General features: G+C 56.8%; 32 protein-coding genes and 3 pseudogenes. 26 read left to right on the forward strand and 9 right to left on the reverse strand.

Going from position 1 to position 25,392, the window contains the following annotated elements:
- Nucleotides 1–96 precede the first annotated feature (96 nt).
- The 8 genes from SCM96_05125 to SCM96_05160 form a co-directional block, all read right to left on the reverse strand.
- Nucleotides 97–819: a glycosyltransferase gene (locus SCM96_05125; GenBank protein MDW7760006.1), complete on the reverse strand. Its 723-nt coding sequence runs from the start codon at nucleotides 817–819 to the stop codon at nucleotides 97–99.
- Nucleotides 816–2,507, reverse strand: a complete 1,692-nt coding sequence (locus SCM96_05130) for a TIGR03663 family protein (GenBank protein ID MDW7760007.1) — start codon at nucleotides 2,505–2,507, stop codon at nucleotides 816–818. The genes SCM96_05125 and SCM96_05130 overlap by 4 nt, the downstream gene beginning before the upstream one ends.
- Nucleotides 2,504–3,217 (reverse strand): discoidin domain-containing protein, encoded by a 714-nt coding sequence (locus tag SCM96_05135; GenBank protein MDW7760008.1) that lies wholly within the window; start codon nucleotides 3,215–3,217, stop codon nucleotides 2,504–2,506. Before SCM96_05135 ends, SCM96_05130 begins: the two co-directional genes overlap by 4 nt.
- Nucleotides 3,214–4,107, reverse strand: coding sequence for an FAD:protein FMN transferase (locus SCM96_05140; GenBank protein ID MDW7760009.1), 894 nt, complete (start codon nucleotides 4,105–4,107; stop codon nucleotides 3,214–3,216). Before SCM96_05140 ends, SCM96_05135 begins: the two co-directional genes overlap by 4 nt.
- A 15-nt stretch (nucleotides 4,108–4,122) precedes the next feature.
- Nucleotides 4,123–4,725, reverse strand: a complete 603-nt coding sequence (locus SCM96_05145) for a 3'-5' exonuclease (protein ID MDW7760010.1) — start codon at nucleotides 4,723–4,725, stop codon at nucleotides 4,123–4,125.
- Between the two features lie 19 nt (nucleotides 4,726–4,744).
- The gene (locus tag SCM96_05150) at nucleotides 4,745–6,412 is read right to left on the reverse strand and encodes a M28 family metallopeptidase (GenBank protein MDW7760011.1); all 1,668 of its coding nucleotides are present in this window, start codon (nucleotides 6,410–6,412) and stop codon (nucleotides 4,745–4,747) included.
- Between the two features lie 62 nt (nucleotides 6,413–6,474).
- The gene (locus SCM96_05155) at nucleotides 6,475–6,876 is read right to left on the reverse strand and encodes a PIN domain-containing protein (GenBank protein ID MDW7760012.1); all 402 of its coding nucleotides are present in this window, start codon (nucleotides 6,874–6,876) and stop codon (nucleotides 6,475–6,477) included.
- Nucleotides 6,873–7,244 carry a ribbon-helix-helix protein, CopG family gene (locus SCM96_05160; protein MDW7760013.1) on the reverse strand — a complete coding sequence of 124 codons (372 nt, stop codon included), beginning with the start codon at nucleotides 7,242–7,244 and terminating at the stop codon, nucleotides 6,873–6,875. The genes SCM96_05155 and SCM96_05160 overlap by 4 nt, the downstream gene beginning before the upstream one ends.
- Before the next feature lie 132 nt (nucleotides 7,245–7,376).
- Here SCM96_05160 and SCM96_05165 point away from each other — a divergent pair, with 132 nt between their 5' ends.
- From SCM96_05165 to SCM96_05210, 10 genes are all read left to right on the forward strand, one after another.
- On the forward strand, nucleotides 7,377–10,673 hold the full coding sequence (locus SCM96_05165; GenBank protein MDW7760014.1) for a PDZ domain-containing protein: 3,297 nt from the start codon (nucleotides 7,377–7,379) through the stop codon (nucleotides 10,671–10,673).
- A gap of 31 nt (nucleotides 10,674–10,704) precedes the next feature.
- Nucleotides 10,705–10,761, forward strand: coding sequence for a hypothetical protein (locus tag SCM96_05170; GenBank protein ID MDW7760015.1), 57 nt, complete (start codon nucleotides 10,705–10,707; stop codon nucleotides 10,759–10,761).
- Between the two features lie 206 nt (nucleotides 10,762–10,967).
- Nucleotides 10,968–11,249, forward strand: a complete 282-nt coding sequence (locus tag SCM96_05175) for a type II toxin-antitoxin system Phd/YefM family antitoxin (protein MDW7760016.1) — start codon at nucleotides 10,968–10,970, stop codon at nucleotides 11,247–11,249.
- Nucleotides 11,246–11,551: a type II toxin-antitoxin system RelE/ParE family toxin gene (locus SCM96_05180; GenBank protein MDW7760017.1), complete on the forward strand. Its 306-nt coding sequence runs from the start codon at nucleotides 11,246–11,248 to the stop codon at nucleotides 11,549–11,551. Before SCM96_05175 ends, SCM96_05180 begins: the two co-directional genes overlap by 4 nt.
- 91 nt (nucleotides 11,552–11,642) lie before the next feature.
- The gene (locus tag SCM96_05185; protein ID MDW7760018.1) at nucleotides 11,643–12,149 is read left to right on the forward strand and encodes a hypothetical protein; all 507 of its coding nucleotides are present in this window, start codon (nucleotides 11,643–11,645) and stop codon (nucleotides 12,147–12,149) included.
- Nucleotides 12,139–12,300, forward strand: coding sequence for a hypothetical protein (locus tag SCM96_05190; protein ID MDW7760019.1), 162 nt, complete (start codon nucleotides 12,139–12,141; stop codon nucleotides 12,298–12,300). Before SCM96_05185 ends, SCM96_05190 begins: the two co-directional genes overlap by 11 nt.
- Before the next feature lie 152 nt (nucleotides 12,301–12,452).
- On the forward strand, nucleotides 12,453–12,575 hold the full coding sequence (locus SCM96_05195) for a hypothetical protein (protein ID MDW7760020.1): 123 nt from the start codon (nucleotides 12,453–12,455) through the stop codon (nucleotides 12,573–12,575).
- A gap of 124 nt (nucleotides 12,576–12,699) precedes the next feature.
- Nucleotides 12,700–13,230: an RNA polymerase sigma factor gene (locus tag SCM96_05200; protein MDW7760021.1), complete on the forward strand. Its 531-nt coding sequence runs from the start codon at nucleotides 12,700–12,702 to the stop codon at nucleotides 13,228–13,230.
- A complete protein-coding gene (locus SCM96_05205) occupies nucleotides 13,211–13,774 on the forward strand; it encodes a hypothetical protein (GenBank protein MDW7760022.1) in 564 nt (187 codons plus the stop codon). The genes SCM96_05200 and SCM96_05205 overlap by 20 nt, the downstream gene beginning before the upstream one ends.
- A 1-nt stretch (nucleotide 13,775) precedes the next feature.
- A complete protein-coding gene (locus SCM96_05210) occupies nucleotides 13,776–14,294 on the forward strand; it encodes a hypothetical protein (protein ID MDW7760023.1) in 519 nt (172 codons plus the stop codon).
- Nucleotides 14,295–14,345: 51 nt separating this feature from the next.
- Here SCM96_05210 and SCM96_05215 read toward each other — a convergent pair whose 3' ends face one another.
- The gene (locus tag SCM96_05215) at nucleotides 14,346–15,065 is read right to left on the reverse strand and encodes an energy transducer TonB (GenBank protein ID MDW7760024.1); all 720 of its coding nucleotides are present in this window, start codon (nucleotides 15,063–15,065) and stop codon (nucleotides 14,346–14,348) included.
- 123 nt (nucleotides 15,066–15,188) lie between these two features.
- Between SCM96_05215 and SCM96_05220 the strand changes: the two genes are divergently transcribed.
- From SCM96_05220 to SCM96_05295, 16 genes and pseudogenes are all read left to right on the forward strand, one after another.
- Nucleotides 15,189–15,542, forward strand: coding sequence for a hypothetical protein (locus tag SCM96_05220; protein ID MDW7760025.1), 354 nt, complete (start codon nucleotides 15,189–15,191; stop codon nucleotides 15,540–15,542).
- Nucleotides 15,518–15,667: pseudogene (locus SCM96_05225) on the forward strand (type II toxin-antitoxin system Phd/YefM family antitoxin). Before SCM96_05220 ends, SCM96_05225 begins: the two are co-directional and overlap by 25 nt.
- Before the next feature lie 74 nt (nucleotides 15,668–15,741).
- Complete coding sequence (locus SCM96_05230; protein ID MDW7760026.1) at nucleotides 15,742–16,077, forward strand: type II toxin-antitoxin system Phd/YefM family antitoxin; 336 nt, start codon at nucleotides 15,742–15,744, stop codon at nucleotides 16,075–16,077.
- Between the two features lie 2 nt (nucleotides 16,078–16,079).
- On the forward strand, nucleotides 16,080–16,361 hold the full coding sequence (locus SCM96_05235) for a type II toxin-antitoxin system RelE/ParE family toxin (GenBank protein MDW7760027.1): 282 nt from the start codon (nucleotides 16,080–16,082) through the stop codon (nucleotides 16,359–16,361).
- Nucleotides 16,348–16,875, forward strand: coding sequence for a hypothetical protein (locus SCM96_05240; GenBank protein MDW7760028.1), 528 nt, complete (start codon nucleotides 16,348–16,350; stop codon nucleotides 16,873–16,875). The genes SCM96_05235 and SCM96_05240 overlap by 14 nt, the downstream gene beginning before the upstream one ends.
- 142 nt (nucleotides 16,876–17,017) lie before the next feature.
- Nucleotides 17,018–17,164 (forward strand): annotated as a pseudogene (locus SCM96_05245) (AAA family ATPase).
- 220 nt (nucleotides 17,165–17,384) lie between these two features.
- A complete protein-coding gene (locus tag SCM96_05250; GenBank protein MDW7760029.1) occupies nucleotides 17,385–17,738 on the forward strand; it encodes a hypothetical protein in 354 nt (117 codons plus the stop codon).
- A pseudogene (locus SCM96_05255) lies at nucleotides 17,714–17,857 on the forward strand (type II toxin-antitoxin system Phd/YefM family antitoxin). The gene SCM96_05250 and the pseudogene SCM96_05255 overlap by 25 nt, the downstream one beginning before the upstream one ends.
- Nucleotides 17,858–18,093: 236 nt before the next feature.
- Nucleotides 18,094–18,306 (forward strand): 2-oxoisovalerate dehydrogenase, encoded by a 213-nt coding sequence (locus tag SCM96_05260; GenBank protein MDW7760030.1) that lies wholly within the window; start codon nucleotides 18,094–18,096, stop codon nucleotides 18,304–18,306.
- Nucleotides 18,299–18,547: a type II toxin-antitoxin system HicA family toxin gene (locus tag SCM96_05265; protein ID MDW7760031.1), complete on the forward strand. Its 249-nt coding sequence runs from the start codon at nucleotides 18,299–18,301 to the stop codon at nucleotides 18,545–18,547. Before SCM96_05260 ends, SCM96_05265 begins: the two co-directional genes overlap by 8 nt.
- 7 nt (nucleotides 18,548–18,554) lie before the next feature.
- Complete coding sequence (locus SCM96_05270; protein MDW7760032.1) at nucleotides 18,555–20,927, forward strand: DEAD/DEAH box helicase family protein; 2,373 nt, start codon at nucleotides 18,555–18,557, stop codon at nucleotides 20,925–20,927.
- 879 nt (nucleotides 20,928–21,806) lie between these two features.
- Nucleotides 21,807–22,055 carry a hypothetical protein gene (locus SCM96_05275; protein MDW7760033.1) on the forward strand — a complete coding sequence of 83 codons (249 nt, stop codon included), beginning with the start codon at nucleotides 21,807–21,809 and terminating at the stop codon, nucleotides 22,053–22,055.
- Nucleotides 22,056–22,072: 17 nt separating this feature from the next.
- A complete protein-coding gene (locus SCM96_05280) occupies nucleotides 22,073–22,294 on the forward strand; it encodes a hypothetical protein (protein MDW7760034.1) in 222 nt (73 codons plus the stop codon).
- A gap of 66 nt (nucleotides 22,295–22,360) precedes the next feature.
- A complete protein-coding gene (locus SCM96_05285; protein ID MDW7760035.1) occupies nucleotides 22,361–23,302 on the forward strand; it encodes a hypothetical protein in 942 nt (313 codons plus the stop codon).
- Nucleotides 23,295–23,717 (forward strand): hypothetical protein, encoded by a 423-nt coding sequence (locus tag SCM96_05290; GenBank protein ID MDW7760036.1) that lies wholly within the window; start codon nucleotides 23,295–23,297, stop codon nucleotides 23,715–23,717. The genes SCM96_05285 and SCM96_05290 overlap by 8 nt, the downstream gene beginning before the upstream one ends.
- A 3-nt stretch (nucleotides 23,718–23,720) precedes the next feature.
- A complete protein-coding gene (locus SCM96_05295) occupies nucleotides 23,721–24,383 on the forward strand; it encodes a hypothetical protein (protein ID MDW7760037.1) in 663 nt (220 codons plus the stop codon).
- Nucleotides 24,384–25,392 lie beyond the last annotated feature (1,009 nt).

The raw sequence follows: 25,392 nt of genomic DNA on the forward strand, positions 1-25,392 counted from the left end.
TTAAGAAACGACAAAATCAATTCAATTCGTCAGCCAAAGCACAATAAATACGCTTATTTTGTTTATAATCAATAAATTCCAGCAGCCAGAGCGGGGTTAGAGGCGGCGGAGCCTCCGCAGTTCCTTGAGAACGCGGGGGGCATCGGCGCCGGGTCGAAGGCGGCTGTCGAGGTCGCAAGTCCAGTGGATCGGAAACTCCTCGACCCGGTATCCAAGCTTGAGAGCCCGGGAAATGATCTCCAATTCAAAGAGATAGCCATGTGTCCCGCACTCGGCGAAAAGCCTTCGGGCGACATCGCCGCGATAGATTTTGAAGCCGCACTGGGAATCCTTGATCCGCCGGGGCAGTCCGGCCGCAAGGACGGCGGCGCCATGAAAGATCCTCGAAAGAAAACGCCGTTTTAGCGTTCTGTCTCTCAAAATGACGGTTTCCCGGTGCCTTCGCGAGCCCAGACCGATGTCGAGTCCGCCTTCCCGGATGCGCCGGATCACTGGAAGGGCATCGGCGTAGGGGACGCACGTCCCGCTGTCGGCAAAGATGACGATTTCGCCGCGCGAGGCCGCAATCCCGGTTTTAAGAGCGAACCCCTTGCCCCGGTTTGTCTCGAGCCGCATGACATTTTTCCCGATACCGGGCTCGACATCGGCCTCTTCGGCGACTTCGGCCGTTCCATCCGAACTCCCGTCATCCACGACGATGACCTCGCCCGAGAACCCTTCCCGGGCCAGGAACGATGCGGCCGCCCGGACATCGCCGCCGATTTTACCGGCCTCGTTGAGCGCCGGAATCACGATGCTGATATCCACGGCCGCTTTCACGGATGTCCTTTACCGTCCCGCCGAATCGCCGTTTCCTGTTTATCCATCCGGACGAGATGCATTTCCCAGAGGTCGCGGCGGATGAAGACGACGAGGTGGACTTCGGGTCTCAATCCGTAAAACTCCGCCTGATGGCTGTTCTCGAGACTGTCTCCGAGCTCCTCCGCGGCATCGAGCCCGGCAATGACAAAGGGCACATTCGTGATATTGATGCCGGCGACGGCCGCCGCATCCGTCCAATATCCGACCCTTTCATACTCCCTCAGGCTCCACGGCAAGGGCCACGTCTCTTCCGGCGGAGCGACAACCATGATCAACATCCTGCGGCCGTCAGTGCTGACCTCCGCGATATCCTCGACCCTTTTTACGAGCTTTAAAAAATCGGGCACGGTCTGAGCGTAGACATAGGGGTTTCGCGGATCGGCCGGGTGCACATCATTCGCCCTCCAGGCCTGGAGACCCAGATTGACGAATCCCGGAGCCAGGAGAGCGACGACGAGGGCGCGGACGGCCAGAAAGCGGCTGATCCGCATCATGACCGCAGTGCCGTTTCCCGCAAGAAGAATGAGGCCCATAAAAAAGGGCAGAAGATTCCATGGCGTTTTGTAGGGAATAACCGAATAGACCGCCGCGGCCCCCAGCGTGAAAAATAAAAGAGCCCGCGAAAAACGCGTGTCGGCATCTCCAGCCTTAATGGCGCCGAGCGCGGTGAAAGCGCCCGCCGCGGCCAGAGCGATGACAAGGCCTTCGCTCCAAACCGGCCCCTCGCCGGTCCGAGACCAGATCAATGTCGAGAAATAAAAGTGCCAGGGATGGTCATGGATAGTTCCGCCGGACGCTCTTTCCAGGTATCCCCCGAAGGCCAGCAGGGAATCGACGAATCCGCCCCGGTTTTTCAGAAAGGAGGTGTAGAGAAGCCAGGCCGGAGCGAAGGCTGCCGCTCCGAAAGCGGCGGCATAGCCGAAACCGGGCGACACATGCCGGGCTCGTCTCACCCCCCGCTTTTTTTTCTTTCTCTCCAGCAACCCGACAAGAATCAGGGCCCCGCCCGCCGCCCCGAACAGAATGACGCTTGTCTCCTTGGTCGCATACATCAGGCCGCAGAAAAATCCGGCGCCCGCCGCCCACGCCGCGGCCGCTTTCGGCCGGGGCGACGGCGCTTCCTCCGCGGGCCCGAAGATTCTGCGTTCGGTCCGCTCGGGTTCCCTCGCCGCGGCATGCCATCGCCAGGCGCACCCGGCCGCCCCCACAAGAAAGAAAACGAGAAGCGTCTCCTGGATATAAAACCGTGAATAATAAGTCATGGCCGGTGAAACGGCGACAAGAAGTCCTGCCGCGGCCAGGGCTTCGCGGGGCATGGCCCCTTTGAACAGAAGAAGGAGCAGAATGATGCCGACGCCGAAGAGCGCCGGGACGAGCCTCAGAACGGTCTCGTCCAGGCCGGCGAGAGTCGTTCGTCCGGCGATTCGCGCAAAAGGCAGCGTCAGATAGTAAAGGGTGGGTCCGTGATGGTCGTCCGGGTCATAGCGATATTCGCCCTCTTCGAGCAGACCGCCGAACTTGACGGCCTGGTTGGCCTCGTCGTGGTGCATGGGACGCAGATCAAGCCGCACCGTCCGGAAGAACACCCCGGCCAGAACGGCCGCCGCAAAGACGACCGCAAAGCCGGGGATGAAGAGACGTCTCATTTCACGGGAATGCCGTAAATTTCGACCTCGACATAATGATTCATGTCATTGGCGGTGTTCCCGGCGCTGTAAAGCCGGATGTAGCGGCTCTCAACGCCTTTCGGGTCGAAGAGCCGTCCTTCGTTGGTCTCGATATACTCCTTGTCCTTCCCCACACCGAGTCCGGAAGAGTTGTCGTGATCGTTGTTGAAAATCGTGGTGACGCCCGCCACGAAATCCGGATCATCGGACACCTGAATGACGACATCCCGGTAAACGCGGGCCTGGCTGTGATAATGCCAGACAAGGATGGCGTGAAGGCGGCTCGTCTTCCCGAGATCGATCTGAACCCAATGCGTCCCCGGCCCGAGCTCAACGAAGTATCCGTCTTCGCCCGACTTTTCGCCGTCCGTGATGAAAGAGAGTTCTCCGATTACGGGCTCCGGGTCGCTCGACGTCACCGGCTTGTTCAAAGACAGAAGGACGGTTCCCTTGGGAACGAAAAACGGCCCCCGGGGTTTTCCGGTGATGACTTCGAGATTCGGTGTGCGGATGTTGCGCGGCGTGCCGACGAACATCGGTTTGGGCAGGACGAGCTTCAGCTCCTCCTTGTCGGTCTCCTGAATGATGGATCGCGTCTCGGGTTCCGCGGCCGTCAAAGCGGGCGGATGCGCCCCGGCCCATCCGATTCCGACCAGAGCCGCGAACGCGGCGATTCTTCCGATTGTCATGACTCAACTCCTTGCGATTCTCTCAACGCCGCATCGTTGAAAACGCGGATGCGGCCGGTTGCGTCGACGACGAAAGCCCAGACGTTCCGGTGATCCCGGCAGAACCGCTCGACCTCACGATCGTCCATGACCATGAAGGCCGTCGAGAGCGCATCGGCCGCGGCGGCTTCCTTGTGCCCGGCCCAGGCTGCGGCATGCCCCGATGCGATGCGCCCCGTCCGTGGATCCAGGATATGTCCGCCCTTGACATCAAATCCCGATCCGCTGACCGCACGGTCCCGAAGAACAACCTCTCCCGAATGGCCGGCGGTTTTCCAGGCCGAGGCGACGCCGACCGGCCAACCCGCACTTTCTCCGGATCGTCCCGGCGCCGAACCGATTGCGAGCGCGGTGCTCGTCCCGGCCTGAAGCAGGGCGTCGAAAACGCTCCAGTCGGCCAGGACCTCGCGCACGCGGTCGAGCGCATAACCCTTGCCGATCCCTCCGAGATCGATATCGATGCCCGGCCGAACCGGCGAGCCGGGTTCCTTGTCCGGCGCCGCCGGCCGCCCGAGCGCAAAGCCGTCCGGCGTCTTCCATTTTATCAGAGTCCGGACGTTTGCATCAAAGGCCCCTCCCGTCGCGAGGCGAACGCGCTCGGCGATATCCAGGCAATCGGTAACCTCAATACCCACAGGGATCGCCTCTCCGGACGCCAGACGCCCGATGCGGCGGATTTCGCTCGATTCGTCGAAGCGGCTGAACAGACGTTCGAGCCTGTCGATTTCCTCGAATCCGGCCCGCGCCGCCTGCCCTGCGTACGCGTCGGTCTTTCCGGCGATGAAGATCTCGAAGACCGTGCCCATGGCCTCGTGAGCGAAGCGCCGGACGCCTTGAGCGGCGGGTTTCAAGATAGCGGTCTTTCTTTAGGGCTGGGGATAGTATCCCCCTTCAAGAAGTTTGAAAAAACAGCGGGCGCAGGCTTCGATGTCGCGTCCGGCGTCGTGGGCCCCGTCGTAGGGAAGCCCGAAAATCCGGAGATGAAGTTCCGTGAGCGACGGCCACTTGTATCCGAATCCTCCGCCCGGCCGGGGAATGCGGCAAAAATCGGTCGTTGTTTTCATCGTGCAGATCCCCGGGATATGCACAAAATCGAGCGGCCTTTTCTGCCGGACAAGTTCGGACCCGACGACGCCCAGATCATAGTCCAGGTTGTGGGCGATGAGAACGGTCCCCGGATGCCCGGCCGCATCCAGAAACTCGTCCAGAACATCCGGCAGATCCCGGCCCGAAAGACGCGCCATGGCGTCGGTGATGCCGTGAATGCGGGTCGCCTCTTCAGGAATTTCGAAATCGTCCGGCCGGATGATGTGGCATTGGGCGGTCTCCGCATTCCCTTCGGAATCGTAGCCCGCCCAGGCGATCTGAACAAGACGGGGCCAGTCCTCGGCGACCTCCTCCGAAAAATAGCGAACTCGCGGGAGCCCCGTCGTTTCGCAGTCGAAGAAGAAATAGCGGGTTCCGCTCATGACATCCGCCGGTTTCGGATCAGTTCCCGGGCCTGTTCGCCTCGCGCACGGCTTTGAATTCGCTGCCCTCTTTCCAGCCGGGAAAGACGGACTCCATGCTCAGCCGGTAGCCGAGAGAGAAATACATGTGCAGATCGTCGAGAAGCCCGCCCGTATCCCAGCCGGGGTCGAACTCGTCCGTGGGCTTGTGGTATTTTTCGCGGATGAAAATTTCCTTCTGCTCCAGGCCCCAGGCCTCGCCTTTTTCAACATGGTGGACGCCCGAACCGGAGCTCAGGGCCGGAACCCCCTTCTTGGCGAAGGGGAAGTGGTCGGAGCGGAAAAAGCCGCCCTTTTCCGGAGTCGGATCGGGCTTGACAACTCGACCGACCGTCTTCGCGTAATCCTTGACGTAATCATCCAGGTCGGATTGGCCGTAGCCCGTGATGCGGATGTCCTTCATCCGGCCGAAGATGTTCAGCCCGTCCATGTTGATGACGGCAACGGTCTTCTCCAGGGGGAAAATGGGATTTTCGGCGTAATGACCGGAACCCAGAAGGCCCTGTTCCTCGGCCGTCACCGCGAGGAAGAGAATGGACCGCTTGGGCGGCGCCCCGAGATTTTTGAAAGCCCGGGCGACTTCGATGAGGGCGGCCGTTCCCGTGGCGTTGTCCATGGCCCCGCTGTAGACCTGATTTTCTTCCAGCTGGGGATCCATGCCGAAATGATCCCAATGGGCGGTGTAAATGATATATTCATCGGCCCTTTCGGAGCCGGGGAGAAGTCCGGCGATGTTCCGTGAGACGACGTTGCGGACGCTGTTTTGAAGCGCGGCGGAAGCTTTCAAACCCATCGGGACGGCCTTGAATCCGGGTTTTTCGGCGGCGGCTTTCAGCGTGTCAAAGTCTTTTCCGGCGGCTTTGAAGATTTCCCGGACCGCGTCCAGGTGAACCCAGGCTTCGACCGCGCAGCGCCCGGCGTTCCCGTCCTCGGAAACCAGGCTGAACTTCGGGCCGATCCAACTGTTCCGGACGACATCCCAGCCGTAGGCCGCGGGCGCCGTTTCGTGGACGAGCAGCGCGCCCGCCGCCCCCTGCCGCGCCGCCTCTTCGAATTTATAGGTCCAGCGGCCGTAATAGGTCATGGCCCGGCCGTTGAAAAATTCGGGGTCTTCGGTGGCGAACCCGGGGTCGTTGACAAGCATGATCAGGGTCTTTCCCGCGGCGTCGACACCGGCATAATCGTTCCAATCGTATTCCGGCGCAATGATGCCGTAGCCGACGAACACCACCTCGGAATCTTCAAATGCGACGCTCTCTTCAGCCCTCACCGTCCAGCCCACGAAATCGGTTCCATAAGCCGGCCGCAGGGATTTTGCGCCGCGTGCGATCTCCAGAACGGCCGCGGAGGGATCGGCCGTGATTTCGACGAGGGGAACGTCCTGGAAGAAGCTGTCGCCGTTTCCGGGTTGAAGCCCGACGTCCTGGAAGCGTTTTTTCAGGAAATCGACGGTTTTTTCCTCTCCGTGGGATGCGGGAAACCGTCCTTCGAACTCGTCCGAACTCAGAATCCGGATATCCTCCATAAGGGCTGCGGCGTCCAGCCCGGCCGCGGCGGCCTCGAAGTCGGGTGCGGCGGGCCGGCAGGCGGAAAAGCCCCACAAGGCCAGCAGGGTTGCCAGAGTCAGGGTCCAGGGTTTTCTTAACATCGACGAACTCCTCAAAGATGATTCATGATTCCTTTGAATTCTTACGGAGACCGCGCCAAATGTCAACCGCCGATCATTTCGCAGCCGAATTCCTCGAAGTGCGGATCAAAGGCAAAGGCCTCGCGAAGGCTCGTCCGCCGCATGATCTCGAAGCTTGCGCAGTCGGCAAGGCTGAGCGTCCGGCGTCCGGCTGCCAGAAGGGCGCCGACCGCCGCTTCATGGATGTCCCGGTTTATCCAAATGATGCGAAGGGCCGGAACAATATCGCTCTCGAAAACGCGAACGGCCTTCATCCCGATTCTTCGCGCCAGAACAGCCGACGTTTCGACAAGGATATAATTGTGACAGACGAGAGGGCGCCCGGCTTCGAGCGTCTCGATCCAAATCCGCCTGGCGGCTGCATGTCGCTCGTCGCTTTTATCGAGGACGGCCAGGAAGGCGCTTGTGTCGACAAAGACGCTCACGGTGTTCGCTCCTTCTTTTTGCGACATTCCGAACTGCTTTTTTCTTGATCCGGCATGTCGGTCAAATAGCGGTCGTGTCCGATGGAGAGGTCGGAAAGTCCGGATTCGAACCGTCCGGCGGCTGAAATCGCCCTGCGCCTCAGTTCAGCCTTATCCGTAAGATCGGCCGGCAGAGGAGAGCCGTAAAGACTGCGGTCTTCGCGGACGGCGCCGCCTTTTCCGCCCGAGCCTGTAAATGTCGCGCCATATGCGGCCAGGATATCCCGGATATATTGGCTTCTTGTCCTCCCGGCCTTGCGGCGTCCGGCTTCGAGGGCCTTGAACTCGGACGCCGGCATGCTGATCGAGATCTTGACCGTTTTCGCCATAAACCCTCCTTCGGCGGTAGGAATATTTCCTACCACAGTATGACCAATCGCGGGCAAGTTGTCAAGCCTCCAAATTGACTCCCGGGCCGGGAGGGGGTATCCTAATCTTTCCGATAAGTCAGAGGAGGTCTCATGAAACCGCGTCTTGCACTTTCCGTCACCTTGATTTTCGCTTTGATCTGTTTCGCCGGTCTGCCGGCCGCCGCCCAGGCTCCGGCCGGATCCGACGAAGCCCGAGTCTTGAGAACGCCCGCGCTCCATGGCGGACAAATCGTCTTTTCCTGGGCCGGTGACCTCTACACGGTCGACGCCGCGGGCGGCACGGCCCGCAAGCTCACAAGCCACGAAGGCTACGAAATCTTTCCACGCTTCTCGCCCGACGGAAAAACGATCGCCTTCACCGGCGAATACGACGGCAACCGCGAGGTCTTCCTCATCCCGCGCGAAGGCGGCGTACCGCAGCGGCTGACCACGACATCCGTCCTTTCTCGCGACGACGTCTCCGACCGCATGGGTCCCAACAACATCGTCATGGGCTGGAAAAACGACGGGTCCTCCGTCCTCTTCCGCTCGCGGATGATGGAGTGGAATGATTTCAACGGCCAACTTTACCTGGTCCCGTCCGAAGGCGGCCTGCCCGACAGAATCCCGCTCCCCCGGGGCGGCTTCAGTTCCTTCTCGCCCGACGACTCCAAGCTGGCCTACAACCGCGTCTTTCGCGAATTCCGAACCTGGAAGCGCTACCGCGGCGGCATGGCCGACGACATCTGGATCCATGATTTCGCCTCAAAAACGACCGAAAACCTGACCGATAATCCCGCCCAGGACATCATCCCGATGTGGCGGGGGGACGACGTCTATTTCCTCTCCGACCGCGATGACAACAAGAGGATGAACCTCTTCGTCATCAACACGAAAACCCGGAAGACCGAAAAGCTCACGGACTTTACGGATTTCGACATCAAGTTCCCATCCCTCGGCGACACCGGCATCGTCTTCGAAAACGGCGGATCCATCTATCGCTTCGATTTCGACACTCGGAAAGCCGTCCGCGTCCCCGTCCGGATCGCCGACGACCGTCTGTCCGCCCGGCCCCGGCTCATGGACGTCTCCAAGCAGGTCCGGAGCTTCGAGATCTCACCCGACGGCAACCGGGCCCTCTTCAGCGCCCGCGGCGACATCTTCACCGTCCCGGCCAAGCACGGCAACACCCGAAACCTCACCCAAACCCCCGGCGTCCACGAACGAAATCCCAAGTGGTCCCCGGACGGCAAGTGGATCGCCTACATCGGCGACACCTCGGGCGAGGACGAAATTTACATCATCGCCCAGGACGGTTCGGCCGATTCCGTCCAGATCACCAAGGACGCGGACACCTACAAATACGCCCTCTACTGGTCGCCGGACTCCAAGAAAATCCTCTGGGCCGACAAGAAGCTCCGGTTGAACTATGTCGATATCGCGACCAAAAAGACGGTCGTCGTCGACCAGGCCGAAGCCTGGGAATTCAGCCAGTACGTCTGGTCCCCCGACAGCCTGTGGATCGCCTATGCGCGGCCGGAACGGGACGCCATGACCAAGGTCTATCTCTACGGCCTGAAGGACGGCAAGAGCGCGGCCGTGACGGACGGCTGGTACTCCTCCTACAGCCCCGTGTTTCACGCCGAGGGCAAATACCTGTTCTTCGTCTCCGACCGGGATTTCAATCCCATCTACAGTTCGACCGAATGGAACCACGCCTACGGAGCCCAGGGCCGGATTTATCTGGCGACACTGAATAAGAAAATCGAGTCGCCGTTCAAGCCGAAAAGCGACGAGGTCGCCGTCAAAGCGGAGACCCCGGCGGCCAAAAGCGCTCCGGACAAGCCCGACGAGAAGAAACCGGCCGCAACGCCCGCGCCGCTGGACGTCGACCTCGACGGCATCCAGGGCCGCATCCTGCGTCTCAACGTCCCCGTTGCCCGGTATTTCAACCTCGGTTCGGTCAAGGACAGCCTCTACTACGCGGCTTTCGGCGACCGCGATTCCCGTCCGTCCTTCAAGCTTTACGACCTCAAGGAGCACAAGGAAACCGATCTCGGCGCGGTCAGCGGTTATGAAATCTCGGCCGACGGCTCCAAGATGCTCGTCTTCCAGAACGGCCGTTATGCCATCATCCCCCTTCCCTCCGGACCGATCCAGATCTCCGACGCCCTCGACCTCTCCGGAATGAAGGCCATGGTCGACCTCCGGGCCGAGTGGGACCAGATCTATGAGGAAAGCTGGCGCCAGATGACCTATTTCTTCTATGCGCCCAACATGCACGGCGTGGATTGGGAGGGCCTGAAGGAGCGTTACCGTCCCCTGGCCGCCGCGGTCGGGCACCGCGCGGATCTCACTTACGTCATCGGCGATCTCATGGGCGAGCTCAGCGTCGGTCACGCCTATGTCGGCGGCGGCGACCCCGGCTCGCAGCGCATCATGGTCGGCCGCCTGGGAGCCGATCTCTCAAAAGACGCCGAAACCGGTTTCTTCCGCATCGAACGGATCTACAAAGGACAAAACTGGAACCCCGACCTGCGTTCTCCGCTGACCGAAGTCGGCGTGGATGCCCGCGAGGGGGACTTCATCGTCGCCGCCGACGGCCGGTCCACGGCGGACATGGCCGACCTTCATGAGGCTCTTCTCGACACCGTGGGCAAGCAGGTCCGGCTGAAGCTCAATGCCAAGCCGGTGGAAAGCGGTGCCCGCGAGACCATCGTCCTCCCCATCCCGGTCGAAAGCGGCCTCGTCTACTTCAATTGGGTGCAGGAGAATATCGCCAAGGTCGACAAGGCCACGGACGGACGGGTCGGCTACATCCACGTTCCCAACATGGGTCCGGACGGCCTCAATGAATTCGTCAAGCACTACTATCCCCAGCTCACGAAGAAGGCCCTGATCATCGATGTCCGCGGAAACGGCGGCGGCAACGTTTCGCCCATGCTCATCGAGCGCCTGCGCCGCGAGATCGCCATGGTCGACATGTCGAGAAACACCATCCCGACGCCCGACCCCGGCGGTATGCTCCTCGGACCGAAAATCTGCCTGATGGACGAGTTTTCCGCCTCCGACGGCGACCTCTTCCCCTACCGTTTCCGGCAGATGGGTCTCGGCAAGCTCGTCGGCAAGAGAACCTGGGGCGGCGTCGTCGGCATCCGCGGCACGCTGCCCTTCATCGACGGCGGCCAGCTCATGCGGCCGGAGTTCGCAAGCTACAGTATGGACAGCGAGTGGATCATCGAGGGCGTCGGCGTCGAGCCGGACATCGTCGTCGACAACGATCCGGCCAAGGAGTTCGCGGGAATCGACCAGCAGCTCAACCGGGCCATCGCGGAAATCCTGGAGGAATTGAAGACGGCGGAGAAAGAGTTGCCGGCGATCCCGCCCTATCCGATCAAGAAGAAGTAGAGTCATCAAGGAACTCTGCAAAGCGGGAAAATTGAAAACGGTGATCGACAGGCGTTATCCCATGGAGGACATCGTCGAAGCTCATTGATACGTGGATAGAAGTCAGCCATGCTGGAACTGAGGGCGGTCACCAAAAAGTATTACGCGTTTCCCGTGGTCGATCGTGTCGGTTTCATTATGCGGCGATGCCTCTTCACCGCCGTCAAGTCCGAAAGCCGCAGTTAATCATAGTGTTGATCGCACATAATCATGTATGCTATTATGTACAATAAATAAAACTGAATGAGGTGCAAAATGCAAAAGCTTAAGATTGATCAAGATATCAGATCCATGTCGGAAGTCAGAAACGCCATGGCTTCTTTCATCAAACAAGTCCATAACACCAAACGTCCGGTTGTCATTACACAGCATGGCAAAGGCGTTGCCGTTCTGTTGAGCGCAAATGAATATGAAGCGATGCAGGAAAAAATTGAACTTCTTTCAGACGTCCAAACCTCTCTTAACCAACTGGCTGGAGGAGAGGGAATCTCTCACCAAAATGCAAAAGACAAATTATTGAAGCGGATTTCTCAATGAAAATCGTGTGGTCGCCGCTTGCTGTTGAAAGAGCATCGGAGATCATTGATTACATTGCCCAAGACAAACCTTTGGCGGCAGGGACATGGATTCGTGCGATTTTCTCAAAGGTTGAGCAGCTTCGATCGAATCCGGAAATCGGGCGGATCGTCCCTGAAATCAATGAACGTCAGTTCAGAGAGATCATATACGGAAACTATCGGATCATCTATCACATCGAAACAAAGCAAATATCCATACTCACGATTCGCCATGGGAAACAGATTTTGCCGATAGATGAAATCAAGGCGTGCAGATCTTAGACGCTTCGAGCAGGTGAACTTCATTCTTGTTCGTTCACAGGCTGATTTGTTTTCAGGGGGATTTCCTTTATAATCTGCTCGGATCGTCCTCATGGAAAAGACCCTCAAAGTCATCGCAGAGATGATCCGCTTGGGGATCATCCGGGCCTATGCCATCGGAGGGGGGATTGCCGCGACGTATTACATCGAGCCCATCCTAACCTATGATCTTGACGTTTTCTTTATGCCTGTCAGGGAAGGGCAGGATGAGCTCGCTCCCATCTATGAGTTTGCCCGTGGGCGGGGATACGCCGAAGAGGCGGAGGCCCTCATCATAGAAGGGTTTCCCGTTCAGTTTATTCCGGCCTATAACGATCTTGTCCGCGAGGCCGTGGCCGACCCCGTATCCCTCACGTATCGGGGCGTTGAAGCCAATGTCGTCAAGGCCGAATATCTTATCGCCATCGCCCTGCAGACGGGCCGGGCGAAGGACAGGGAACGCGCCGTCAGGCTTTTGGAGAGCGAATCCGTCGACCGGGGCGTGCTGTCCGGAATCCTTGAAAGGCACAGCCTTTCGGATAAGCTGAAGAACCGGGGAGGCGGAGCCGATGAAAAGTGAGTCCGCGGAGATCATCTTCAAAAAGAAACGCGAGCGGCGCCGCCGGCTGGCCGCGCTGCCGTTCGAGAAGAAGATCGAGATCCTTGTCGAACTTCAGAAGACCGCCGCCGGGATCCGAAGGGACCCTCGCCTCAAGCCTTGGAAAATCTGAAATGCCACATCATCAGCCATGCTGGAACTGAGGGCGGTCACCAAAAAGTATCACGCGTTTCCCGCGGTCGATCATGTCGGTTTCGTTGTGCGAACCGGTGAATCCGTATGAGGGATTACCACAAGATGTGCCGATTGGGTGTGAGAGCGTAAATGTATTGTCCGGCGAAACTCATGATCCGGGCCGATCAGGCCGGCCGGGCGATCGATCTCCTTAAAGACGCCGGCCTGTCCATATCGGGGATTAATATCCATAAAGAAATCCGGGACAGTTAAAACGTCCTGCGTCACCCTGCGGCGCCGACTCACCACCGTCACGGCCGGCGTCTGTCATTTCCGGGGAAGACCGGATGGAATAAACGGGACCCCCGTTCGTCTTGAACAATGAGGACAAGAAGCGATGGATAAGACGGGAAAGACCGGAGCGGGCCTGGAGGACATCCTCCGGTACCGCGAAGAGATTTTCCTCGTGTGCCTGGGCTTTTCCCGGGATGTCACCGCGGCGGAGGACCTGTGCCAGGATGTCTATGCCAGGGCCTGCGCCAAGCTGCCGACCATCCGGAACATCGATGCACTGAAGCCCTGGCTGTTCCGCATCGCCCGGAACATTTGCCTGGATCACGGCCGGCGGTCCCGCATTGTCCGCTTTGTCCCCCTGGATACGGCCGCCGCTGGGGAGTCTCCGGAAGCCCCTCACCGGGAATCCGGGGAAAACGACAACCGCCTGGCCTTCCTGAAAGCCGCCGTCGGCCGCCTTCCGGTAAAGCTTCGGGAGGTGTTCGTCCTGAGGGAATACGCCCGTCTCTCCTACGGGGAGATCGCCAGGACGCTGGACATCAGGGAGGGCACGGTCATGTCGCGCCTGCACCGCGGCCGCCGGGTGCTCGTCAAGATCTTTGGGGAGAATCACCATGACAACGCCGCCGAATGACTGGATCATGAAGGAGATCGAGGATCTCGTCCGCCTGGAATCCGAGCGCGCGCTCGGCGTGTTCCGAGGCCGCGATTTCGCCTCGGGGCTCACGGCCCGGCTTAAGGCTGAAGAGGCGCCCTCCCGACCACCGCTTTTTTTCCGCAAGCTTCTCGTACCGGTCCTGGGCCTCGCCGTGCTCGCCGCGGCCGGCTTGGCCCTGTTCCTGCTCCGGTCCCCGGGCCCTTCCGCTTCCGTGGCCGGGCTATCCGCACTCCATGCGGTCATCGAGATGTACGGCCGGCCGGATCCCGGCGAAGTGCCGTTCGGAGCTCTCGCGCGGCCGGGCGGAGATGATCCCAGGGCGTCCGACGACTGGATCATCAACCGGGCCCTGGCTCTTCTTGTCCCTGAACTCGCGGAAGAGGACTCCGGCCTTTCGTCCGGGACGGCTGACGGTCCCGCGCCGCGTTTCAGCCGCCGCGAAAGGATCAGAATTCTCTTTAAGGACAGGGCCATCGAACGCGTTTTTATGAAAATCCACACATCCGACAAGGAGGCTTGACATGCTCAGGAAATCGTTTTTCGGTCTACTCGTTATTGCGTTGTCCGCCGGTTTTGCCCAGAGCGATTCAACCGTTCCGCAGCCGTCCCGGGACGGCTACGCCCTTCTCGACATGTACATTGCGGCTTTTCAGCAGTGGGCATCAGAGGGGAGCGGGGGCCGGGATGTCGTCGTCGCCAAAATGAACGAGATCATGGCGGAAGCCAAGAGGCTCAGGTCCGACGGCGGAATCGATGCCGTTTTTTACGCCCGGTTTTCCAGATTCCTGGCCGTCAACAAGTTATTCTTCGTCCCCGATCCCGAGAACATGCTGCAGCCCATCATCGAGCCCGAGCTCGCGAGGTTCGTCATGGACAAGCTGGGAGAGGAATATAAGCAGGACTCCATTGGGCAGGTGGCGTCGGCCTTGGCGGAGAGCGTTCTCGATCTCCAGATCTACCTCGACACCAAGGACAAGCGGAAGAAGATGATGGACGACATCGAAAGGAAGTATTCGGCCCCCCCAAAAAAGGAAGATTGACGGGGATGTCGCTGCGGTTCAGGAAGCCTCGTCGGCCGAGGCCACGGCCGGCTACTTGAGTTGGAACCTGACGGTAACGGTGAAGACAACCGGCCGGGGCCGGCCGTTGATGATCATCGGCTCGTACACCCACTGCCGAACGGCCGCGATCGCAACCCCATCGAGGAGAGGAATGGAGCGCAAAATACGGACATCCGTCACCCGGCCGTAGACATCGGTCGTCGCTTCGAGAATGACGATGCCTTCGACCCGGGACATCCGAGCGATCTCAGGGTAATCGGGCTCGATCTTCCGGACGAGCCTGGGCGGTCTGACCTCGCCGACGGCCCGGACCGGGGCCTCGACCTCGCCGACGAGGCTGTAGAGCGCCTCGCTGAGAATGTTGGCCGGCAAGCCGCCTTCAACCCCGTAGTCGACGCCGCCGGGGATCCCATAATCCGCGCCCTCGGCTCCGAAGTCCTCCTCGGCGATGCCGACGGGAATATCCACGGGTGCAACCCTCCATGCCGCGGCCGCCACGGGAACGGTCCGAGGCCTGATGCGGCCTCCCGGGCTTCCGGTCCTTCCTTTCGGCGGAGGCAGGGGGGTTTTGGGAAGAGCGGGAGCGATCCTGACGTCCGAGGCTCTAATCTGCGGCAGATCACCTACCTTGAGGAGAGGCAGGACCAGGGCCAGATTCAGAAAAAGGGCATGACTGAGCGCGGCTGCCGGTAGCGCGATGGCCGCGCCCCGCGCATGTCTTTCCGGAACGAACAGCGAATCCTTGAACATCTCGGCCTCCTTGCGGCGGATTCCCGGAAGCCGGTGCTTCCAACAAAGATACAATTGAAATGGGAGAATATTCCCCGATGCGAAAGGGCATGACTCTTCCGAGATGTGTTAAAATGACCCCAAATGCTCTGGATAATCGAGACGCTTGAGCACGAGAGCTTTCCATACCGCCTGATGCTCCGCTACTTTCGCGCAATCCAGTCCCACCGGGAGGACCGGCCCGCGGCGGGGGTCGCCGAGGCGGCGGCCGCCTATGAGCCGGAAACGCCGTTTGCGGGAGGACGGGCTTTCGAGATCAGGAAACGCGTGCTCGAGGAGTTCCCGGAAGAATTCGCCTGGAAAGACATCCAGGCCGCCTTTCCGGACGTTCCGCCGCCGACGCTGAGGGGTTACCTGGCCGTATTAAGACGAGAGGGGCAGTTGGAATGCCGGGGGCGTGGGCGCCTGAGCCGATGGGTGAAGATGAAGCCCTCTTGACGTCCCACGCCATGGCTTCTTTCATCAAACAAGTCCATAACACCAAACGTCCGGTTGTCATTACACAGCATGGCAAAGGCGTTGCCGTCCTGTTGGGCGCAAATGAATATGAAGCGATGCAAAAAAACTCACGATTCGCCATGGGAAACAGATTGTTCTATCCCCACTGGACACATTTTTAGGTTGCAGTTCATAAGCCTTGATAGTTGATACGTTCAATGGTATTATTGTATGTATCATTGGAGGTGTCGTAATGGTTAAAGTTCCCAAAATTGTCCCCGTGACCGACCTTCGGCAGGATGCGGCGGCTGTCCTGAAGAGATTGCAAGAATCCGGAGAGCCTCTTGTCATAACCCAGAGAGGGCGGGCGACGGCTGTACTGCTGAATCTCGATGCCTACGAGCGATCTCAGCACGAACGGGAAATTTTGCGCCTGCTGGCGCTTGGTGAGAGGGAAATTGCCCAGGGGAAGGGGTGTTCGCTTGATAGCGTGCTTCGGGAGGCTGATGCCCTTCTTCGGGAAAGTGAATCGTGAGAGTGCGGTTTACGCCCTCAGCCCGAATCCGGTTTCTTGATGCGCTTGCCTACATCGCGAAGGATAAGCCTTCATCTGCGTTCAGGTTTCGCAAACGAGCCGAAGAGGGGCTTAGGAGATTGGAGAAATATCCGGAGTCGGGTCGAGTGATACCAGAGTTCCCGGAGTTGGCGCACCGGGAGGTTGTGATCAGTCCGTATCGTTTCTTTTATCGCGTTGAGAAGAAGACGGTGTGGATTGTGGCAGTATGGCACGGAGCACAAGCGATCGTTGAACCGTTCTGACTACCTCATCGAAGGCAGAACCAAGACGGGCAAAGTCCGTTACTACGTTTCCAAGACGCTCCGTGAAGGTGCGCTGCCGGCGATGCCGGAAGGTTTCGAGTTCTCCGAGAACATCAACGGAGTCGTTTCCGTGCGGAAGATCGATTCGTCCGCGGCAAGCGTGCCGGAAGCCGATGTGGCTCTCGCCCGCATGGAGATGGCCCGGCACCCTCATCTCCAAGGCTACCGAATCGAGGTTGTCAAAGGCGAGATCGTCGTCTTCGAACCAAGGGGCGGCATACTCTCCGATTGGATCATGGACGTGGTCCGGGATGACGGCATGATGCGGCGAGTTCAATACGACCCCGTAATGAAATTCGTGCCGTTGCGAGGGCGCAGCGGCTATTGGGTCCACCGGATGACGTACCGGGGCGACGGAGGATGGTCGTGGCCGCTTGGAATGGGGTTTCTTCGCGAGCTGCTCAAACGGTTCCTCGGTTGTGTGGGAACCGACGAGTTCTTCGAGTTGTTGTGAACGTGACCGGTTCTCCACAGCGATGAACGGTGACGCGGCGGCCTGATTCTTTTCGTCACACCGACAATTGGACGGCACTCTGTCGACAATTGGACGCAGGATAACTTGCAATTGGCCGACAATTTTGTTATAGATAGCTGACATGCCTGAAGAAGCCTTATATCCCCGTTTCCTGCGCCCGCGCATCGTGGAAGCACTGGCGGATTCGCCGGTCGTGCTGATCCACGGGCCACGCCAGTGCGGAAAGACCACGCTGGCCCGGCTGGTGGGGGATGAGTCGGGTTTTGCCGCCGGAGTGGTGCTTTATGATGGCGAAGCCGTGGCGGGCTTTGGAGACCGACTCTTTGCCGTGCCTATCTCTCAGTTATGGGAGGGCGATTGATGCTCTTCTCCGAGGACACCCTCGTCCAGTAGACGACCGCGTCGAACTTCAGAAGGCCGCCGCCGGGATCCGCAAAGATCCCCGCCTCAAGCCTTGGGAAATCTGAGATGTGTTAAAATAACCCCAAATGCTCTGGATTATCGAGACGCTTGAGCACGAGAGTTTTCCATACCGCCTGATTATCCGCTACTTCCAAGCGATTCAGTCCCACCGGGAGGACTGGCCCGCGGCTGCAGTCGCCGAGGCTGCGGCCGCCTATGAGCCGGAGATGCCGTTTTCTGGGGGAAGGGCCTTCGAGATCAGGAAACGCGTGCTCGAGGAGTTCCCGGAGGAATTCGCCTGGAAAGACATCCATGCCGCCTTTCCAGACGTCCCGCCGCCGACGCTGAGGGGTTACTTGGCCGTATTAAGACAAGAGGGGCAGTTGGAATGCCGGGGGCGTGGGCGCCTGAGCCGATGGGTGAAGATGAAGCCCTCTTGACGTCCCACGCCATGGCTTCTTTCATCAAACAAGTCCATAACACCAAACGTCCGGTTGTCATTACACAGCATGGCAAAGGCGTTGCCGTCCTGTTGGGCGCAAATGAATATGAAGCGATGTAAAAAAACTCATGATTCGCCATGGGAAACAGATATTGCCGATAGATGAAATCAAGGCATGTCATGTCCAGAATGCTGAAAGCGGAGCACATCGCCAAGTGCCCCGAAGACATCGCCCTTGTGGAAGTCGATGTCCTATGTTGAGTACCGGACCAACAAACTTGGCTATCTCATCGTAATTGCTCAATAAAAAATACTGCTGTATAATAATTTAAAGCACGACAAGGAAGCATGCCATGAATGAAATATTTTTTTTGATTGAAGAAGACCCTGAAGGTGGGTTTAACGCCCAGGCGCTGGGGCATTCCATCTTTACCGAGGGAGATACAGAGGAAGAGCTGAAACACAATATCATCGATTCGATTAAATGCCACTTCGAGGCAGCGGAAGTTCCTGCTGTCGTGAGGCTGCATTTTGTCAGAGAGGAAGTGCTGGCCGTCCATGCATAGAATACCCCGCGATCTCTCCGGCAGCGAGCTGTGCAAACTTTTGGGGCGCTTCGGCTACGCAGTCACACGCCAGACAGGCAGCCATATCAGGCTAACCGCTCAACAACCGTCGCAGGTTCATCACATAACCATCCCCAATCACGATCCGATTAAAATCGGCACCCTCAATAAAATTCTGAACGACATCGCAGCGTTTCAAAATATCTCAAAAGAACAACTGATTCAACAACTGTGGGGCTGATCGAGCCTTGCCGCCGACCCCTGAAAACAATCGAATAAAAGAACTTACCGCGGAGAACACCCGCCTTAAAGCCCTGCTTGATGCGCACGGCATCAACTGGCGGCAAGAGCCCATACAATACCCCTCAACGCCGGACAACCCGCAGCTTGCCGCACACGAGACCACCTCACCTCTTGATTCCGGCGCAAAAGCAGCACTTTTCCGCAGCCTTTTCCGGGGCCGTGCCGATGTCTACGCTCTGCGCTGGGAATCGGCTAAAGGGAAATCAGGGTATTCCCCCGCCTGCGACAATGAATGGAAGCCAGGCGTTTGCAACAAGCCTCGCATAAAATGCGGGGATTGCGAAAACAGGATGCTGCTCCCGGTTACCAATCAGGTCATCTATGACCATCTGAGCGGCAAACAGACCATTGGCGTTTATCCTCTGCTGACCGACGATACCTGCTGGTTTCTGGCTGTTGATTTCGATGAGGCTGAATGGCGCGAGGATGCCGGGGCTTTTATGCAATCATGCCGGGAGCTTGGCGTGCCTGCGGCGCTTGAAATATCGCGCTCGGGACAGGGCGCGCATGTATGGATATTTTTTTCCGGGGCTGTTCCGGCGCGAGACGCCCGCCGGCTGGGCGCAGCGATCATCAGTCATACCTGCGCCCGCACACGGCAATTAAGCCTTACGAGCTATGACCGCTTTTTCCCCAATCAGGATAGGTTGCCCAAAGGCGGTTTCGGCAACCTGATAGCCTTGCCGCTTCAAAAAAATATTCGCGGGCACGGCCGAAGTGTCTTTGTCGATGAACAGTTTATGCCGTGGCCTGATCAGTGGGCTTTTCTGGCGTCAACTGGAAGAATGGGCTTATCGGATATTCATACCTCAATCTTGAAAGCAACCGACGGAGGACATCCCATTGATGTGGCATTTGTCACGGAAGAAGATGAACGGAAGCCATGGAAGCGTCCAACCTCTGAATTTAAAAATATTCCTGGACCGCTGCCCTCGTCGCTAAATATCATTTTTGCAAATCAGCTGTTCATTGAAAAGTCCGAACTGCCACAGCCGCTTGCCAACCGGTTGATTCGCCTAGCCGCATTTCAAAATCCGGAATTCTATAAGGCGCAGGCAATGCGTTTTCCTGTATGGGATAAGCCCCGAGTTATCGGCTGCGCCGAAAACTACCCTCACCATGTCAGCCTTCCCCGGGGCTGCCTAGAAGCAGTGCTTGATTTGCTGAAAGGGCACGAAATACAGCCTAAAATCATTGATGAACGTGTTTCCGGGAAACCTGTAAGCGCTGTTTTTATTGGTAACTTACGGGAAGATCAGTCCGATGCTGTCGAAGCAACGCTTAATCACGAAACTGGTATCCTTTGTGCGCCAACGGCATTCGGCAAAACTGTTACTGCTGCCGCGCTGATTGCCCGGCGTCGGGTAAGTACGCTTATTCTCGTTCACCGCAACGAACTTCTAAAGCAATGGCAGGAGAGGCTTACGACGTTTCTTGAGGTTCCAAGGGGGAGCATCGGGGTAATTGGCGGTGGCAAAAAGAAGCCCTCGGGCTGCATCGATATTGCTGTTATGCAGACGCTGTCGCGTTATGAAAATCTTGGGGAACTGCTCGATCAGTATGGCCAGATCATCGTTGATGAATGTCATCATATTTCGGCTTTTTCTTTTGAATCAATACTGAAGCAGGCCAGAGCGCTTTTCGTTGTCGGGCTTACGGCAACCCCGGTGCGCCGCGATGGCCATCAGCCGATCATTTTCATGCAGTGCGGTCCTATTCGCCATAATGCCGCAAAGCCTGATTCAGCCCCGGCGCAGCTTGAAGTATGGCCACGTATGCTTAAATCTCCGCCACTTGGGGAAAATGCGGCAATCCAGGACGTGTTCCGCATTCTCACCACCGATGCGCAACGCAACCACCATATGGCGCAGGACATTATTGCCGCCTTTCGTGAGGGAAGAAAAATCATTGCGCTGACGGAGCGGACAGAACATTTGGAGCGGCTTCTGGAGCTTCTAAAAGTTGAAGTACGCCCCTGCTTTGTGCTTCATGGCAGAATGTCAAAAAAATTACGTGCGGAAGTCATGCAGGAACTTGCAGAACTTGACGACTCAATTCCAAGGGTGATTCTTGCCACCGGCCGGTTAATAGGCGAGGGTTTTGACCATCCGCCCCTTGACACGCTGGTGCTCTGTATGCCGATTTCCTGGAAAGGAACATTGCAGCAGTATGCGGGCCGCCTGCACCGTGAACATGCCACAAAAGATGATGTTCGTATCTATGACTATGTTGAATATGACAACCCGCAGCTTGCCCGTATGTGGGACAAACGCCTGAGAGGCTATCGCAACATGGGCTATGTCATACACTTGGGTTAGGCTTTACTCTTTGTCGCAAGAAAACACAGCTTAAAATGCTTTAACCTGCGCGTCCGCTGTGCCGAAATAATCCAAAAAGGAAAAATTAATACATATCTTCGTTGATGCCAGGATACTGGAAAAGCAGGTGAGCACGCCAATCGATACTTCCATGCGATCCAGTCACTCCGGGAGGACCGGCCTGCGGCAGCGGTCACCTATGAGCCGGTGGAAATGGCGCTTGTGGGGGAAAGGGCCTTCGATATCAGGAAGCCCGCATCCGGGCCGCCTTTCCGGATCTCGCCGTGTTGAGACGAGAGGGGCAGTTGGAATGCCGGGGGCGTGGGCGCCTGAGCGGATGGTGAAACTGAAGCCGGCAAGATAAGAAGACGATATGGATCATGGCCTTATGGCACGCAGCACAGGCCGTCATTGAACCGGCGGGGTGATGCTTGACGAAAGCCGGCCTGTGACTCCCCCTCACCGCCGTCACGGCCGGCGTCTATCATTTAGTGGAGATACCGGGGATCCGGGTGGAGACCCTCATCTTATATCAGGAAAGAAAAACGCTCCGTATGTATCAATAGGATCAGACCAAGGAAATTCGGCGGAAGAGCCGGGCTACACGAGATTTCCGGACGGGGGAAATGTAAACCGGCGGCGACGCTTCAGCAAAACCAACGTAAACGCCCGGAGACAAGCCCGGACGCCAGAAGACGAGCTGCATGGGCTTTCGGACATCCGTCCAGGTGAATGGATAGATTCTTGGACTGCGCGAACAGGAGGAAATCTCCCTCTGGCGGGATTGGATCCCCTCCGGGAGGAATTTTTGATGTTGTTTTAAAAATTGGCACGTTCATTGCAGCAGTTCGGAAGAGAACACTCTGAAAAGGAGATACGATGAAAGCAAGAACGAGCCTTTCAAACAAGGCAAAGGGCATCATCTTGTGTGTTGCCGTTGTGTTAGTGAGTTTTGTTGCAGCACCTCATGGAAATGCCGATGTGTCCGTTTGCGAATGGGCGTTGGTTCGATGTTTTGGAAAGACCAATATTATGGAGTGGCTTTCCAGAGCAATTTTGGGTCAGATTTTGTATTGCTTGAACGGATACGATTTCTGTAAAACATTTGTGGAGCCTTTCATCAATTGAAAGAAGGAGAATAGAAAATGTTGCGCACAAAAAGACCCGGCATGTGTCTTGCCCTCATCGTCGGACTGTTGTTTTTCTCGGGGGGGACACAGGCGTCTGATTCTGAATTCGAATTGGGGATATGTGAAAGAGCCTACATGGTCTGTTTCGCCGTGAATCTGCATCCGAGTGGTGACATTCTCAAATGTTTTGCCGGCTATGCTTTTTGTAAAGACTTTGTCGAGCCGCTCATAAAGTAATCAACAGAGTCGACGGTGAATCAAGAAAAGCGAAAGGCCGCAGGTTTAGGACTGCTGAGGGAATCAATGCGAAAAGTTCGAATGATGCTCCCGTCTGTTTCCTTGATCGTCATCGCGATTTTTTCTCCGGTCGAAATGCATGCTGGAAAGATCTCCATCAGGGAAGTGTTGACCATCGGACACGATAGCGACGGGATCATCTATCAATGGGTGGGGCTGACAACGGACGATGAAAACAACATCTATATCAGCGACTTGAAAGACACCAGCATAAAAAAATTCGATCCAGAGGGACGATTCATTGCGAAGACCGGACAAAAGGGCCAAGGACCGGGAGATTTTTTGACGCCCGGCGTCATTCGATATCATGACGGTTTTCTTTACGTCGGACAGATCCAAAGCCCCGGGATTCAGATTTTCGATAAAAATCTCAACTATAGGAAAAGCGTTCCGCTGAGAAATCTCGTCACGAGTTTTCGCATCTTTGGCAAAAACCTGATTGCGGCATCCATGTTAATGAGCACCAGGATCGTTTTTTTCGATTCGAAGGGGGACGAGATCCGATTCCTTCAATATTCGGATATTCTAGACATCATGCTCAACGCCGTCGATTTTATTGGAGATGACGAGCACGTGTATCTGTGTTTTAAATGGCAGGATAAGATTGTGAAGTATTCCCGGGATGGGGCGAAGATATGGGAACGGAACCTGTTGAGGGCCGGCAAGCCGAAACAAAAGAAAGTCGGGGATTATCTTTTGCCTCAGGACATCTGTTTTAAATCCATCACCGTTGATCCCAGGAACTCTTTTTATTACGTGCTGGGAGGAGACCTCTCGAAAAATGTCAGCAGGGATATCTATGTCCTGTCCAAAGACGGGACATGGGTGGACACCGTCACTCTTCCGGAGCCATCCCATATGATTCATGTTGACGAAGACGGTTATCTTTTTTCCAGAGCCGAATATGGAACCTTGCTGAAAAAATATCAATTGATTTACAATGAATAAGAAATCGTTTGTCTTGTTGGGTTTGGGGCTTCTTCTTTTTGCCTTGGTTCTGGTATCTTTGAGGGGGCAAACCGAAAAAGGAAAAACAACTCTTTTTCTCATCAATATCAAGGATGTCCAGTGTGTGCTTTGTTTTGATCACATCGATGCGGTCTTGGGGTTGATAAAAGAGGAAAACCCGATAAACATCATGGGAATTGTGGTCTGTGACGTGTCCGCCGGGAGGTCCGAGAGGAACAAACGGATCATCACAAGACACATTGAAGGATTTAAAGTCCGGCATAACATTTCATTTCCGCTTTTTATGGATTATGAGGGATGCTTTGCTTCTCTTGCGGCGAAAGGCGCTTCAATATATGAACTCAACTTCATGAACCAAACTGTCAAAAAAATCGATCCGGCAAGGAGGCGATGACAAATGGAGAAACCATCAGTCCTTGGAACGGGGGGAAACAAGAAGACGGATCGACTCGTTTCCTTTCTGAAAATCATCTCGGATACGATCTGGTATGCCGGACTTGGGTTGGCCGCGATTTTCCTGGCCGCACTGATTCTGACGGCCTTTCCCGAGTTTGCACAGGGAAAAATCAGCATGCCGTTGCAAGTGGATATCCGGAACCCTGATGCTCGAATCCTTCAAGAAAAATCCGTAGCCGGCTTGGATCAGGCCGACCCGATGGCTGCTTCAATCATCTGTTCGACCCAGGATCTTTTCATGATCCGTGTTTTGCTTTCCTATCGCTTGGCCGTCATGCTTGGAATCTGCGCGGCCCTGTTCTTTTGGAGACGGATCCTGAAATCTTCCCGGGAGCCGGACTTTTTCACAAAAAGAAACAGATCCACGGCTGCAAGTCTCGGGTGGCTCCTCGTTGCGTATATTCCGCTTCATGAGGGAGCTGTCCTGATTGCCGAATCATTGATGGATTTGAGGATCAGCCGGGGCGATTTGGCAACGTCGCTCGGAAGCGGATACAATCCCGGAATCACCCTGGCGATCTTGGGGTTGTTATTCCTCTTTTTGTCCCGAGTCATGGAGAAAAGCGAAAAAGCATGGAACGAATCGCCCGTTGGGATGTCATGACTCAGAATTGAGCCGGAAGGATATTTTGTTCGATTCTATCTTCGGCAAACGGATGACAGACGAGCGCGATATCGATGAATTCCGCCAGCTTTTCCATTCGGGCTTCCGGAATATCGAGACTGGTCTCAGGTCATCGTCGGCCGACTCAAGCCGGTAAGCCATGGTTTTCATTTGCTTGAGTTTTATCCATGGCCGAATTCTATCGCGGATATCAAAAGGATGAGCTTTCGAGATCAGGAATCGCACATCCTGGTCGCTTTTCCGGACGTTGCGCCGCCGACGCTGAGGAATGACCTGGCCGTATTAAGACCAGAGGGGCAGGTGGAATGCCAGGGGCGCGGGCGCCGGAGCAGATGGGTGAAGCCGGAGCCTTCTTGACACCCCGCGCCGGTGTAAGTAAAAATACTCACGTGGAAAGCGGGGTTTATACGGAATTGTCGGCTTGGCCGTCCCATGTACGGGAAAATAGGACTCCATATTCCATGAAAAAGCCGCGACGACTCGAACTTCTCCGCGAGTCCTTGTGCTCCCGCTTGCCACTAGGTACGAAGATGATTTACACGCATGTCCTCAACCGCGGACCGGCCGGAGTTCGGAGCCCGGTTGATGGTCTTTGAGCGGATCATGAAGAATATTATGCCGATCCGTATAAAACGCTATGATAATAGCATCATATTGCCGGGAGATGTTGAAAACAATGCAATTAGGCCAGAAAGGATGCCGTATTCGCCGGCGTCTTATACGGCACTCAATGCCGTCTTTAGGGTTTTATATGGATACATATAAACATTGTTCGGCGGCGGATGACATGCGTGTAAATGAGGTGCCGGCGTCATGAGAGGGCAGATTTTCAAGTACTGGAATCGTGTTCGCTCCGGCTTTTGGTTTCTTCCGACGGTCATGGCCGGCGTGGCCGTTGCGTTGGCCTTTGTGAGCGTCGCCATTTCCGAGCCGGTGGCGGAGTGGTTCACGCTCAACTTTGGCTGGACGTTCACCGGTGGAGCAGAAG

Source organism: Acidobacteriota bacterium, assembly GCA_033549365.1.
In the GTDB taxonomy this organism is placed as follows: Bacteria; Acidobacteriota; Aminicenantia; order Aminicenantales; family Saccharicenantaceae; genus JAWSUF01.